Annotated in this window: 8 protein-coding genes; 4 read left to right on the top strand and 4 right to left on the bottom strand. The window is 40.4% G+C overall.

Annotation, left to right across the window (positions count from 1 at the left end; genetic code table 11):
- Window positions 1-170: 170 nt before the first annotated feature.
- Window positions 171-2,435: a penicillin-binding protein 1A gene (locus VB713_RS25215; RefSeq protein ID WP_323314258.1), complete on the bottom strand. Its 2,265-nt coding sequence runs from the start codon at window positions 2,433-2,435 to the stop codon at window positions 171-173.
- A 382-nt stretch (window positions 2,436-2,817) separates the two neighbouring features.
- On the opposite strand from VB713_RS25215, the gene folK reads away from it, so the two are divergent.
- Both folK and VB713_RS25205 read left to right on the top strand, forming a co-directional pair.
- Window positions 2,818-3,378, top strand: a complete 561-nt coding sequence (gene folK / locus VB713_RS25210) for a 2-amino-4-hydroxy-6-hydroxymethyldihydropteridine diphosphokinase (protein ID WP_323314257.1) — start codon at window positions 2,818-2,820, stop codon at window positions 3,376-3,378.
- Between the two features lie 56 nt (window positions 3,379-3,434).
- The gene (locus VB713_RS25205; RefSeq protein ID WP_323314234.1) at window positions 3,435-3,986 is read left to right on the top strand and encodes an NUDIX hydrolase; all 552 of its coding nucleotides are present in this window, start codon (window positions 3,435-3,437) and stop codon (window positions 3,984-3,986) included.
- A 188-nt stretch (window positions 3,987-4,174) separates the two neighbouring features.
- Here the strand turns inward: VB713_RS25205 and VB713_RS25200 are convergent, their stop codons facing one another.
- A complete protein-coding gene (locus VB713_RS25200; protein ID WP_323314233.1) occupies window positions 4,175-4,954 on the bottom strand; it encodes a phosphate ABC transporter ATP-binding protein in 780 nt (259 codons plus the stop codon).
- A 304-nt stretch (window positions 4,955-5,258) separates the two neighbouring features.
- On the opposite strand from VB713_RS25200, the gene VB713_RS25195 reads away from it, so the two are divergent.
- The gene (locus VB713_RS25195) at window positions 5,259-6,482 is read left to right on the top strand and encodes a hypothetical protein (protein WP_323314232.1); all 1,224 of its coding nucleotides are present in this window, start codon (window positions 5,259-5,261) and stop codon (window positions 6,480-6,482) included.
- Window positions 6,483-6,807: 325 nt separating this feature from the next.
- Here VB713_RS25195 and murQ read toward each other — a convergent pair whose 3' ends face one another.
- Both murQ and VB713_RS25185 read right to left on the bottom strand, forming a co-directional pair.
- Window positions 6,808-7,728, bottom strand: a complete 921-nt coding sequence (gene murQ / locus VB713_RS25190; RefSeq protein WP_323314231.1) for an N-acetylmuramic acid 6-phosphate etherase — start codon at window positions 7,726-7,728, stop codon at window positions 6,808-6,810.
- A 106-nt stretch (window positions 7,729-7,834) separates the two neighbouring features.
- The gene (locus VB713_RS25185; RefSeq protein WP_323314256.1) at window positions 7,835-8,245 is read right to left on the bottom strand and encodes a DUF3110 domain-containing protein; all 411 of its coding nucleotides are present in this window, start codon (window positions 8,243-8,245) and stop codon (window positions 7,835-7,837) included.
- Between the two features lie 433 nt (window positions 8,246-8,678).
- Here VB713_RS25185 and VB713_RS25180 point away from each other — a divergent pair, with 433 nt between their 5' ends.
- Window positions 8,679-14,252 (top strand): translocation/assembly module TamB domain-containing protein, encoded by a 5,574-nt coding sequence (locus tag VB713_RS25180; protein ID WP_323314230.1) that lies wholly within the window; start codon window positions 8,679-8,681, stop codon window positions 14,250-14,252.
- Window positions 14,253-14,308 lie beyond the last annotated feature (56 nt).

The following is a 14,308-nucleotide window of genomic DNA, read 5'->3' as shown; positions in this document are numbered from 1 at the left end:
GAGTAAATTATCCTAATGTAGGTTGCACTTCTTAACAAAGTATAAAACGAGCGTATCACCTACATCCCCCAGTAGGTTGAAACACTTGAGATTTGAGAGATAAAAAACAATATGGTTCGGGAGAAAAATCAATATATTTTTCTCCCGCCTTGCCAATTTTTTTTTGCTAATTATTCAGCAGATGAACTAGGTTTGAGCCTCTCCCGCCAAGAACCTTTAGGGCTTGCGGGTGCGGAGGAACGGGAAGAACCCGACTCAGAGCCGCTATTTCGCCGTCGTGAACGAGATGATCCTGAAGAAGAATTACCACTTGATTCTTGAGAGCGCTGCTTTCTCGATGTGGTATCTTCCTCTTGTTGTTTGTAACGTCTTCTACGTCTTGGGGTATAGTTTGATTGTTGCTCTTCTACTTGGTTATTCCTGCTTCTGCGTCTACTTGATGAATTATTGTTGCCGGTATTATCTGATTTTTCATCACGATCAGAGATGGAGCGATTGATAATTTTTTTCGGTTTTATGGGTTGGGCTTTAATCGTCGCTTTGCGTCCTTCTAATTTAGGTCGTTCAGGGAATTTTTCTACTGGCATTCCTTCTACCGCTTTTTCCATAAATTCATGCCAGGTATAGGCAGCGCTACTACTGCTACCATAGGTAGGGCGGTTATTATCGTTACCAAGCCAAACCCCTGTGACTAATTGGGGAATGTAGCCAATAAACCACAAATCACGAGATTCGTCAGAGGTGCCAGTTTTGCCAGCAACTTGTCTATCATTTAATTGAGCAGCAGCACCAGTACCATTTCTAACTACGTTGCGTAGCATCCAGGTCATAATGGCAGCGCTATCAGTATCTAATGATTGTTTGGGTTGGAAATCAGCAGACCAGATGACTTCACCTTGCCGGTTAAGGATGCGACGAATACCATGCACATCTGTATGTAATCCTTGGGTAGCGAAGGAACCGTAAGCACTTGTTAATTCCAGGAGATTAACTTCATTGGAGCCAAGAGCCAAAGAGTAGGTAGGCTTAAGTTCTGATTTAATGCCCATGTCCTGGGCAAGTTTAATTGTTGGCTCATATCCCACGTCTATTAATACTTTGACTGCAATTGTGTTGATAGAGCGAGTGAGGGCATCTCTGAGGTTCATCCAGCCGTAGAATTTTTCACTGTAGTTTTTCGGTTCATAACCATCTACGACTAAAGGTGCATCTAGGTAACTGTCATAGGGATTTTTGCCTGTAGCGATCGCAGCAGCGTAGACAAATCCCTTAAATGTCGATCCTGGTTGACGCTGTGCCTGAGTTACACGATTAAACTGGTTGTTACCAAAGTCTTTTCCACCCACCATGGACTGGATTTCTCCATTACGGGGATCTATGGCGACTAAAGCTGCTTCTTTAAAGTTTTCCCAGCGACCTTGATTTTTTAAAGTTTTGGCAACTGCCGCTTCTGCTGCTTTTTGCCAGGTTGGGTTTAAGCTAGTTTCTACTACTAATCCTCCTGCTGCTAACAGATCGGCTGAAATATACTTGGGTAATTCTTGCTGAACGTAGGTAGTAAAGTAGGGGAACTCGACTTGAAAGCGCTTGGGTAAATTGCTGTTAACTGTGAGTGGTTCTTGCAGTGCAGTTTGTTGCTGGGCTGGGGTAATTACTTGATCTTCCTGCATCCGTTGCAACACCTGATTTCGCCGTTCTATTGCTGCTTTGGGATTTTTATCTGGGGCGTAAACATTGGGAGCAGGGGCTAGTCCGGCGATGGTTGCCATTTCTGACAAGGTTAGTTGATCTACCGTTTTACTAAAGTACACCCAGGCAGCATCCCCTACACCGTAGGCTCCAGAACCCAAGTAAACTAGATTGAGGTAACGCTCTAAAATCTCATCTTTGGTTAATTCTCGTTCCATTTTTTGAGCTAGACGGACTTCTTTGAGTTTGCGCCAGATTGTCCGTTCTTGGGTGAGGAAGAGAATTCGCGCTACCTGTTGGGTGATGGTACTACCACCTTCTACCACATTTTGCGATCGCACATTATTCACAACTGCTCTGAGGATACCTTGAGCATCTACCCCTTGATGTTGCTCAAATCTTCGGTCTTCTGAAGCGATAAAAGCTTTCTTTAAGTTATCTGGTATTTGTTCTAGCTTTAACTGCTCTCTAGTCGCTTCTCCTTGCTGTTGGAGAACAGTCCCATCTCCAGCTTTAATCGTCAGTGTTTGCTCTCGCAGTACCGCGTTTAGTTTGGCTTTATCTGGCAAAGAACTATCTATTCTTCCCAGCCCATAATTGAAGGCCATAATCCCTCCACCAACACCTAAACCTGCCCAAAACCACAAACGACGATAAAAAGGTTTATCGCTCCTACCAATTCTGGCAACCATCACAGATGATCTATTCGTCATCTGGCTCAGTAACTGCTTCGCCTTCACCAGCATAGTCGTTGGTAAGTTGTCATGTGTGGACTTCTCGTTTTTGTGATGATTTCCAAGCGGCAAGAGCAGTTTCTCCTTATCAGAGCTACTTAGATTTGTTAATTTTCATTTAGTAATTGCCACCTAACTACCATGAAAGGATTTGGGGTTGGCACACTACTTTGTTGTTAGTATAATATCTCATAAATAATTAATTTCATTCAGTGTTAAATATTGTTCTTTCCAAACCTGTTAATACAATTAATTTCTGGAAAACCAAGACAGTATTTTTTAATAATCCAGCAGAACATCAAAACCATTGAAAATCTCCGAGACATATAGGTTCAAATCTAGTCCCAGCTATCTGGAGAGAGTTTTACGGCAAATGAGTATGGGCAAAAAATGGATGCGATCGCCTAGCATCTCTAGCAAAAGTGCGATGCCTGCGGCGAGCGTAGCTATCGCTCTGGGTAGTAACATGGGTGATCCCCAAAAAATTTTAGACGCAACTCTAGAGACTTTAGCTCAAACCCCAGGTATTATCATAGAAGCAAAATCCAGTTGGTATAGAACCAAAGCTATCGGACCGCCTCAACCAGATTATTTGAATGGTTGTGCCATATTACAAGTAGAAATGCTACCTCAAACGCTATTAGCAACTTTGTTAGCAATTGAACAAAAATTTGGGCGTGTGCGTCAGCAACATTGGGGTCCACGAACCTTAGATTTAGATTTGTTGTTGTATGACAATTTGATATTAAACCAGCCAAATCTCCAGATCCCCCATCCTGGGATGCATAAACGAGCTTTTGTATTAGTCCCATTAGCAGAAATTGCCCCCAACTGGATAGAACCAGTCTCTGGGCTTGTCATTCAAGATTTACTTAAAGAAGTGGACACTTATGATGTACATTTATGTAATGAAGGGAAATTAAAATTACCATCGTTCAAGGCGGAAGAACCCTGATTTAACTAAAGCGCCCCGTATATATTCTGTGTATCTACAGACAAAATAATTTAACTATGCCACTAGGTAGAGAATTACCACAGCTACTCAAGCAACGTTTGTTTCACAAAGGCCGCAAGTTTGATTTTGAAGTTAACCGCTTGCGTTTACCCAACAAATCTGAAGGTGAATGGGAATGTATTCGTCATCCAGGTGGCGCTCTAGCTTTACCCGTTACCGCAGATGGTAGACTTATTCTTGTGCGCCAATATCGTTTTGCCGTTCAGGGAAGGTTGTTAGAATTTCCAGCCGGGACTCTCGAACCAAATGAAGATCCCTTAGAGACGATGCAGAGAGAAATTGAGGAAGAAACAGGATACCGCGCTCACAAATGGGATAAACTAGGAGAGTTTTTTCTAGCTCCTGGCTATTCCGATGAAATTATTCATGCTTTCTTGGCTAGAGATTTAGAAAAGCTGGAAACACCTCCCCCTCCAGAAGAAGATGAAGATATCGAAATAGTATTTTTCACTCCTGAAGAACTAGAAATGGCAATTCGTGAGGGACAACCTGTAGACGCTAAATCTATAGCCAGTTTTTTCCTAGCGCGTTCATTTTTATTTTCATAGCAAGATGCTGCTAGAAGCGGCAATTAGCAATAAATACCTCCAGTACAGGCTTTCTAGCTAATCAGATCATCTTAGCCAAATATTTGGAGTCGATACTTCAACATTCCTTTAATCGGCTCCTATATGCAGCTATACATAAGATACAGCAGGAGTCATACGCTACGCTATCAGCAAGCCCTAAATATAGTTCAACGGAAACGAGCAGAAACATAATTACGACTACGGTAATCACTGATATTGGTAACAAGTTTCTTTGTCGGGGCAAATTCTAGTAGTTGTCCAAAATGATTTTCGTTGTAGTGAAATAAAGCTGTGAAATCTGATAAACGAGCAACTTGTTGGATGTTATGAGAGACAAAGACAATTGTTAATTCAGAACGCAAACATTCAATGAGTTCTTCAATTTTCATAGTAGACATAGGATCAAGTCCAGCACACAGTTCATCTATCAGGAGAATTTGCGGCTTGACTGCTAAAGCACGGGCAATACACAACCTTTGTTGTTGGCCAAAAGATAATTCTAAAGCAGATTTATAGAGTTTATTTTTGACTTCTTCCCAGAGATTAGCAGATTTGAGTGCTAACTCGACAATCTCATCTAATTCTACTTTGGGATGCCATCCGATGACTTTCACCCCATAAGCAACATTATCGTAAATGCTCATGGGAAAAAGATTTGCTCTAGCGTAAATAATACTAATTTGACGACGTAACCGAGTTAAGTTGACACGACGACCATAAATATTTTGTCCAAAAAATTCTACTTTTCCTTCAACTCGCACTTCTCCTTCTAATTCACTCATGCGATTGAGAGATTTCAAAAAAGTAGACTTCCCACAACCACTAGGCCCCATAATTGCTATGATTTTATTTTGGGGAATATCCATTGACACGTCTTCAATGATTTTTCGAGTGTCATAATAACAACTAAAGTTCTGAATGCTGAGGGCAGGAATTATTTTACTCATGCTGATAAAATACGTGAAACAACTAATAGATGATATAGATAAACAGCAAATATCTAGTTATTTAAATGTTTATAGAAATCCTGCATTGTAGTTTTAACTGTTAAAAAATGTTAATTATTAATATTCACTATAGTACTTTGTTTGGGGACATAAAAAATAACACTATAAAGAGTTGATAAAGATAACTGAAAATTCTATGAGAAAGTTTAATAGACTTTGAGGATAATTATCAATGTGGAATGCGTCAAATATGTTAGTAATGCGAAATCTCTAAACACTTTCAAGCAGGACAGGTAATTTGCTGATGTTATTGCGTTTAAGTTTTATTGTTACCACTATGATTTTCTGGCATCTGTGCAGTTATGCAACACTAGCAGAAAGTAAGCAGCCAGAACAACTGGATAAGTTTCTCCCTGGGCCATTAGAGATTACCACACCTGATCCACTGATTCGAGGTTCTCTAGAAAAACAGCCATTAACCCTGGAGGAACGGCAAAAATTAGAGACGGCTTTAGATGGATTAAATCAAGAAGCTGCGACGACACTGCAAGGAGGGGATAAGGTAACAGCGTTTGATATTTGGAATCGGGAATTGCGGTTGCGACGCTTTTTAGGTTCATTAGCTGAAGTGGAAGCATTATCACGGGTGGGTGCGATCGCTTGGCAAGAAAATGAGCGTCAACAGATCAAGTATATTACTGAACGGTTACAGGTCATTGAAAAACAGATGCTGACTCAGAAAAGCACTGATTTAGAATTATGGCAATCACTAGGTGAAGCTTACCAAAATATCCGTGTTCCTAAATTGGCTGTAGGAGTTTATCAGCAGATTTTAACATTAGTGCGATCGCAAAATAACACTACTGCTGAACTAGAAACCCTAAATACCATTGGGGAATTGCACCTAAGTTGGTTTAATTATCCCCAAGCTGCAACAACTTACCAAGAACTGTTAAATTTGGCCAATAGACAGGGTGATAGACTCAATGAAGTAGGGTATTTGCAACAACTAGTTTATATTTATAAGCAAAGTAAACAGCCTCAACAAGCTATTACTGCATTAAATCAATTAGCAGAAATTTACACTAGCGAAAATAATCTTACCCAAATTCCTGCCTTAAAAATAGCAATAGCTGAAAATTACCAATCTTTAACACCGGAAAATCCCAATTTACTACAAGAAGCCTTTAACAAATATCAAGAAGCTTATGTTACCGCTTGGGAATTACAACAATACGTTACTGCTAGTGAAGCTTTGCAGAAATTAATCACACTTTACCGTTCTCAAAATCAAATTGATGAAGCTTTACAAACTAGTCAAATTCTTGTAGAAACAGAAACACTAGCTACCAATTTTTATGGTTTGATGCAAGCTTATGATCAAATAGGACAATTGCATTTAGAAAAAAAAGAAGATGCAAAAGCATTAGCAGCTTTTCAAAAAGGATTAGCAATAGCACAACAACTCAAATATCAGGAAACATACTTTACTCAAAAGATTGATACCTTATCAAAAAGCAACTTGTAAGCATTTCTTTGCTTGGGGTTTAGCATTGCTAATTAATTGTCAACCATTGAGATACAGCAGTTTGCGTAGTTAGGAGGTATAACATCTTTCACATCCGCCCCAAAATGAATTTCAGGGCTAATAGCCAAAGTAAACTAAAGTTTACTAAAAGATTAGCGGTTGATTTAGTCATCTTTAGATGACTTTTGTTATGAGACTGGGAATTCATTCCTAGGCGGGTTTGAAAAATATGGTTCTTTACATGAAAATGGCTGTAATAAATAAAGGAATTAAAGATAAAATTAGTCCCCCTTTTTTAATAGTTGGGAGGATCTAATATTTATCTCTATTTCTCTTTCTTGTAACTATCAACGGCAACACGCAAATTACCTTGATGTGCAATTAATAGTTGTTCACCGGCAACTTTATCTAAACCAGTCCACTGCATTAATAAAGCTAGTTTAACTTTTGTGCCACTGCGTTCTAATAAAAAACCTGCTGCTTCTCGACTTAAACCGGTTAGGTCTTGTAAAATTCTTAAAGCGCGATCGCGTAATTTTTGATTTGTAACCGCAACATCCACCATCCGATTGCCATACACTTTACCTAGCTTCACCATCACCCCGGTAGAAAGCATATTTAAAGCCAGTTTGGTTGCAGTACCAGCTTTCAAGCGAGTTGAACCGGCTAAGATTTCTGGGCCTGTTAACAAGCGAATGTCAATATCAGCATCAAAATAAACTTGTTCAGCAGGAACACAGGCAATAAAAACAGTTAAAGCCCCTCGTTGACGAGCAGCTTTTAAAGCACCTTGCACATAGGGAGTCGTTCCCCCAGCGGTGATACCGACAACTACATCGAGTTGAGTAATTTGACGTTGAGCGATCGCACTTTCACCATCTTCAACCAAGTCTTCTAAACCCTCAGAACTACGCAATAGCGCCCCCGCACCACCAGCAATAATGCCCTGTACCAACTCTGGAGGTGTGCAGAAAGTAGGTGGACACTCAGCCGCATCCAACACCCCTAATCGCCCACTAGTACCCGCTCCGATGTAAAATAAACGTCCACCCTGATGCAACCGCTCCGCCGTGCGTTCAATCGCCTCTGCTAACTCAACTTTAGCCGTAGCAACTGCTTCTACAGCTTTTTGGTCTTCGTTATTAAATAATTCCACCAATTCCAGAGAATTGAGTTGGTCTAAATTCAGACTGTTGGGATTTACCTGTTCCGTTAGAAGATGCCCACGTTCCTGCAAGTTTGTCATTTTTTGTATGTCAGTTGTAATTGGTCATTGGGAATAGGCAAAAAAAGATAAATTGTCTTCCCTATTCCCTATTCCCTGTTCTCTATTCCCTGTTTGCAATGATTAATTACAATAACCCTTCGAGTTTGCGACGAATCCTCTCTAGCTCAGAATCAGGTATTTCCTGTTCTGTTTCAGCCACTGCACCCGGACGAAAGGAATCATCAGTATCCTGTGTTTCGTCTTCGAGTTGCCAATCAGTTTCTTCCACATTTAACTCTGGAGGCATGATTAAATCGCCGTTTTCTGGCACAACTTCCCAGTCAAACCCAGCACCTTCACAGAACTCCTTAATATCCTCAGCATCCATAACTTCAATTGTTGGTGTGGGGAAATCTTGAGCTTCTAACATTAAAGCAAAACGTGTGGCATCATCTTCTGACTCGAACATCATAATTTTGTTACGATTACCAACCCGAATCGAGTGAATCCCTTCATTATCAGTGCCAGCGTTAAAAATTAGTACAAAAACACGCATCATCCATCCTTTGAGTTAAGTTCTAATATATTTCTATTAAATCAGTGAACAGGTTATAGGGAATAGGTTACAAGTAACAGAGGACACTGATGACTGATCGCTGTAATATCAAGTTGGGATAATTACTTATAATAAACCTAGTTTATTGGATCAATACCTTTGCCAATTACCCATTACCAGCCTAAACAGATATGATAAGTATTTTAACGAATATGATACGAGTGGCATATTTATTAGGACTAAAGCTACGTGTCACACTCAATGTCTCTTGTAGAGTGTGTCAAGCCTATAAATTGGTTATTGTCAACAGATTTTCGACATCTGAAGCATCCTATTATAAAGCAAGCCAGTTGCATAAGTCCTGATTTAAATATTGTGCTACTTATTAATAAAATTGTGCCAACTACATCCGGCAGTTAAAGACTCAAAACCAATGTCTAACTCTTCTAATCAAGATTTTCATACCCCAAGCAAGAGCCGTAAACGTTTATGGCTGATGATATTGAGTCGTGGTGGCATTGCGGTAGGAGCATTTTTGCTACTCTTAATTGTCGGCGGTGTTTGGCGACTGCGGGATTTTATCCAAAAAGAGTTAGCACCATTGGCCGAAAAGAATCTTACCACTACTCTCAACCGTCCAGTCAAATTGGGACAAGTAAAAGAATTTTCTCTAACAGGAATCAGGTTTGACGCTTCAGCTATCCCTGCAACACCGACAGATTCAGATCAGGCAACTATAGAAGCAGTAGATGTAGGTTTTGATCCTTGGCAGTTGGTTGTTAACCGCAATTTGAAACTGGATGTGACTTTAATTAACCCAGAGGTTTACATTCAACAGGATAGCCAAGAACGCTGGATTAGCACTACTATAGCCCCCGCAGGTAAAGAGGGGTTGATTAAAACAGATTTAGATAAACTACGGTTTCGCAATGCCAAGTTGGTTTTAGTAGGACAGGAAAGAGCAGGAAACAGACGCAGCAGGAGAAATAGGGGGCAGAGAGCAGGGAGCAGGGCGCAGGGGGGAAATATCAATTTACCAATAATCCCCAGTTCTCAATCGCCTCAATCCCCACCCAATCCCCAGTCCCCAATCCGCAAGCGCCGTCCTCCAGTTCCTGTGGTCTTTTCAGGGTTAAATGGAACTGCCCAACTTGTAGAAAATAACAAACTGATTAAGTTTGAGTTGGCAGGAAAGGCAGAGAGTGGGGGAAATATTTACCTTCAGGGGGATCTCCGCGCTCAAGCAACTTTAGAAGGTAAATTAAAGCTCAAAGCGGAAGATTTACTGGCCGCAGATATTACTCGGTTAATTAATTTACCACTGCGTTTACAAGCAGGTCGGGTAAACGGTGATTTACAAATTCAGTTGATACCAGAGCAAGACACTTTGTTATATGGAAGTGCTGTTTTGCAAGGAGTGACGCTGGCAATACCAAGCGTACCGCAACTATTGAGCAATAGTCAGGGAAATCTCAAGTTTGAAGGATTGGCAATAAAGCTAGATAATGTAGTTAGCAACTATGGCAAAATTCCCGTCATGGCTACAGGTGTGATTGATGGGAAAAAAGGCTTTAATTTGGCAGGGCGTGTCAATGCGGTGAGTGTATCCAATGCCTTAGAAACTCTTGATATTCAGTCACCTTTGCCTGTGAGTGGAATATTTAAGGCAGATTTACAGATATTGGGAGATATATCTGAGCCGATGCTTTTGGGTACTGTTACTAATATTAAGACTGCCCAAATTGATAAAGTTGATTTTAAGAAAATTAGTAGTAAATTTGAGCTTTCTACTCGTGATTCGCTCATTACCTTCCAGGATATTCAAGGGGAAACCACATTAGGGGGTGATGTTACGGGTGGGGGAACAATCCAACTGGGTACGGCACCACAACTAAACATTAATTTTACTGCGAAGAATGTGCCTGGGGATGCGATCGCTAAACTTTATGATCTCAAAACAAATTTATCCGTCGGCACTGTCTCAGCTACAGCTAACCTCAGCGGTGCTACAAATAATGTCCAAACTCTAGTTAAATGGCAAGCACCACAAGCTACCTATGCCGCTACTGGTGAAACTATTATCAACTCCGACCGTACTGTTTCTTTCCGTGATGTTGCTGTCAATATTAACGGTAACGTCGTCCGTGGTTATGGTAATTATAATAGTCAAAGTTGGCAAGGTGTTGCTGAAGCTTCTGGTGTGAAGTTAGCACCTTTTCTGAACAAAGAACAATTAGAAAACATCTCTTTGGGAGACGCAAAATTTAATGGTCGTTTAGCAATATCAGGAACTTCAGCACCATTTAAACTTACTAATATTCGTCCAGAGGGAGCAGGTGTTGACATTGCTGGGGGGAGAATTGCTATTTCTCGTCTGCAACTGCAAGACCAAAACTTCATTGCCGAATTAATAGCCCAAAATGTGCGTTTAGGGCAAATATTAAAACAATCTCTTCCAGTTTTAAATAACCCTTTGGCAGGTAAATTTACCATCGCAGGTAATACCGAAAATTTCAATCTCAAAACCATTGGTGGTGTTGGTGAAGGTAGTTTAAAGGTTGGTAATGGCACAATTACCGCTAAGAATATTCAAGTTAGTAATGGTCGCTATAAGGCGCAAGTTCAAGCTCAAAATGTGCCTTTGCAGAAATTAGCCACAATTCCACCAGAATTACAAGGTACTTTAGCCGGTCAGTTGAATGTGGCTGGATCTGTTGAATCTTTCCAACTTCAAACTATTCAAGCTGCTGGTCAAGGACAATTAAATCTAGCAGGTGGGAAAGTTACAGCTAAAAATATCCAGGTAGCTAATGGTAATTATCAAGCTTTAGTTGCTGGTTCAGGTGTGCAATTAAATCGCTTAAATAAACAATTACAAGGTCAATTTGCTGGTGAATTACAAGTTGCTGGCATTTTAGGATCTGCTAAATTAGCTGATCTGCGTGCTGCGGGTTCGATACAGTTTAGTAAAGGTATTGGGGCAATTAATTCACCTCTCAATGCAGCTTTTGCTTGGAATGGTCAACAACTGACTATCCCCCAAGCGAGAACACAAAATTTAAATGCCAGTGGTTATATTTTAGCCAATGGAAAAGAACCGGGCATACCAGAAATTACCCAGTTAAATCTGAATGTGCAAGCTCAGAATTTCGACTTGCAACAGTTACCTTTTAAATTTCCTAATGCTGTAGATGTGGCTGGAAAATTAGATTTTAAGGGACAAATAACTGGGAAACTTAACTCACCAAATGTTGTGGGTGTGCTGGATTTGCGAAATTTAAAAGTTCAAGAATTTGCCTTTGAGCCGCTGTTAACTGGTAACATCAATATGGTGCAGGGAGGCGGTTTGAGTTTAGATGTTGCAGGTAAACGGGACAGACTAGCTGCTAAATTAAATGCCAATAATCAACCTAGTGCCTTTTTGTTGCAATGGCAACAAGCATCAGCCACGGGTCAAGTTAAAGATGATAATTGGCAAGTTAAAGTCAATAATTTCCCCTTAAAAGTCTTAAATTTCACCTTACCTGGGAATAATATTGTGGGTAACGGTGCATTAGCTGGCTTGTTAACAGGAGACTTGCAAGTTAATCAAAAAACATATGCGGCTAGAGGAAATATAGCGATCGCACAACCGCAAATTGGTAGAATCAAGGGCGATGCCTTCAGCACTCAGTTCAGCTACGACAATGGCACAGCCAGCCTCACAAGCAGCAAATTTACCACAGGCCAAAGTAGCTACATCTTAGATGCTACCGTTAAACAAACCACCAAAGGCCCCCAACTACAAGCAAAAATTAACATCAACCAAGGCAATATTCAAGATATCCTCACAGTCGCACAGATATTTGAACTCCAAGACCTCCAACGGGGTTTAGCAGCACCGACCTACGGCACATCTGCGGATTTACAAACCAACCCCCAAGGATTATCCAATCAACCTTTATTCAATCAAATTCAGCGTTTATCTGAAATTAATGCACTCCTAGCAGCACAAGAACAAAAACGCCTGGATTCCAACCCCATACCCGATTTAACAGACTTTAAAGGTATTTTTGACGGAGAAATTGCCATCAATACCGCCACAGCTAACGGACTCGCAGTAGACTTTAACTTACGAGGCGAAAACTTTACTTGGGGTAGAGAAACCGAACCAAATCGTTTTTATCGTGCCGAAAAAGTCATTGCTGAAGGTAGTTTTGAAAAAGGTGTTTTGCGCTTACAACCTTTACGCATCGTCATCTCCCAAAAAAGGCTGATTGCTTTCACAGGCAACATCGGTGGTGAAGAACAATCTGGTCAATTGCGAGTCAGAAATTTTCCAATCCAAGTATTAAATAACTTTGTCAAGCTACCAGTAGGAATAACAGGCAACCTCAATGCAACAGCAGCTTTAGCTGGTAATGTAGCCAATCCTCAAGCTAGAGGAGAATTAAACGTCTCAGAAGGAACTCTGAATCAGAAACAAGTCGAATCAGCTACCGCAAGTTTCAGTTATGCCAATGGTCGCTTAAACTTTGGCAGTCTGGTATCAGCAGCCGGACCAGAACCCGTAAATATTAGTGGTAGTATTCCCTATAAATTACCCTTTGCATCTGTAGAACCAGACAACAATCAAATTAATTTAGATATTAAAGTCAAAGATGAAGGTTTGGCATTGTTAAACTTGTTTACTAACCAAATCGCTTTCGAGAACGGTGAAGGAGAAATAGACCTCTCCATACGTGGAACAAGGCAACAGCCATTAGTTAAAGGCATCGCTGCTCTTAATAATGCCAGTTTTGTAGCTCAAGCATTACCAGGTAAACTGACAAATGTTTCGGGAACAGCAGAATTTGATTTTGATAAAGTATTAGTACAAAACCTCCAAGGTCAGTTTAGCAAAGGTAAAGTAGAAGCCGCCGGACAAATTCCTATTTTCAACAGTCAAGATATAAAAATAGATAATCCCCTCACCGTTAACCTAGAAAAATTAGCCTTAACTCTCAAGGGTTTATATCAAGGTGGTGCTAGTGGCAATTTACAGATTACTGGTTCTGTTTTACAACCAGCTATTGGCGGTAATATAGAATTATTTGATGGCCAAGTTTTATTAGCAGAATCTAAGACCGCTACCACATCCAACAGCGTTGCTAATTCATCAAATCCCACCGTTAACAATCAACTTAAAACACAGGCTGACGGGATCACAAAATTAAATAATTTAGAAATTAAACTTGGTAAAAATATTCAAATCGCTAGTCCACCTCTTTTCAACTTCCAAGCATCTGGTGACTTAAAAGTTGGTGGCTTTTTAAATGACCCCATACCTGAAGGAGCTATTAGATTAACCAAAGGTGGCGTAAATTTGTTTACTACCCAATTTAACTTGGCTCGTGGCTACAAACATACCGCAACTTTTAGGAAATCTCAACCCCGTGACCCTGACTTAGATATTAAACTCTTTGCCAAGATATTAGATGGAATTCAGAGCAATGACCTCAGTAGACAAAATTCTTCAGGTTTAGCAGCTTTAGAAACTGTCCGAGTCGAAGCCACTGTCAAAGGCCCTGCTAGTCAACTGAATGATAGTTTGGAACTGAAAAGCAGTCCCTCACGCTCAGAAACAGAAATTGTCGCTCTCTTAGGAGGTGGGTTTGTGGACACCCAAGGACGCGGTGACAGCACATTGGGTTTAATTAATATCGCGGGTTCCGCTGTTTTTAATAATTTTCAAGGTACATTTAACCAGATTGGTAGTGTTTTTGGTTTAAGTGAACTGCGGTTATTTCCTACAGTTATTTCTGACAGACCCGAAGCAGGTAAAAGCAACTCTTCTTTAGAATTAGCATTAGAAGCCGGAGTTGATATTTCTACCAAAATTTCCGTTTCTAGCATCAAAATTTTAACAGCTAGTGACCCCTTCCAGTGGGGTCTTAATTACCGGATTAATGATGAGTTTCGTGTTCGTGCTTCTACCAATCTCACTGATGATAGTCGTGCAGTTATTGAGTTTGAAAGAAGATTTTAAAATATACTAAAAACGGGTTAAAAGTGTCATTCTGTAGCTTGCTTCCCGCAGGGTAC

The sequence above is a fragment of the Anabaena cylindrica UHCC 0172 genome (assembly GCF_034931625.1).
Classification (GTDB): Bacteria; Cyanobacteriota; Cyanobacteriia; order Cyanobacteriales; family Nostocaceae; genus Anabaena; species Anabaena cylindrica_A.
This window is presented reverse-complemented; position numbering and strand designations above follow the sequence as displayed.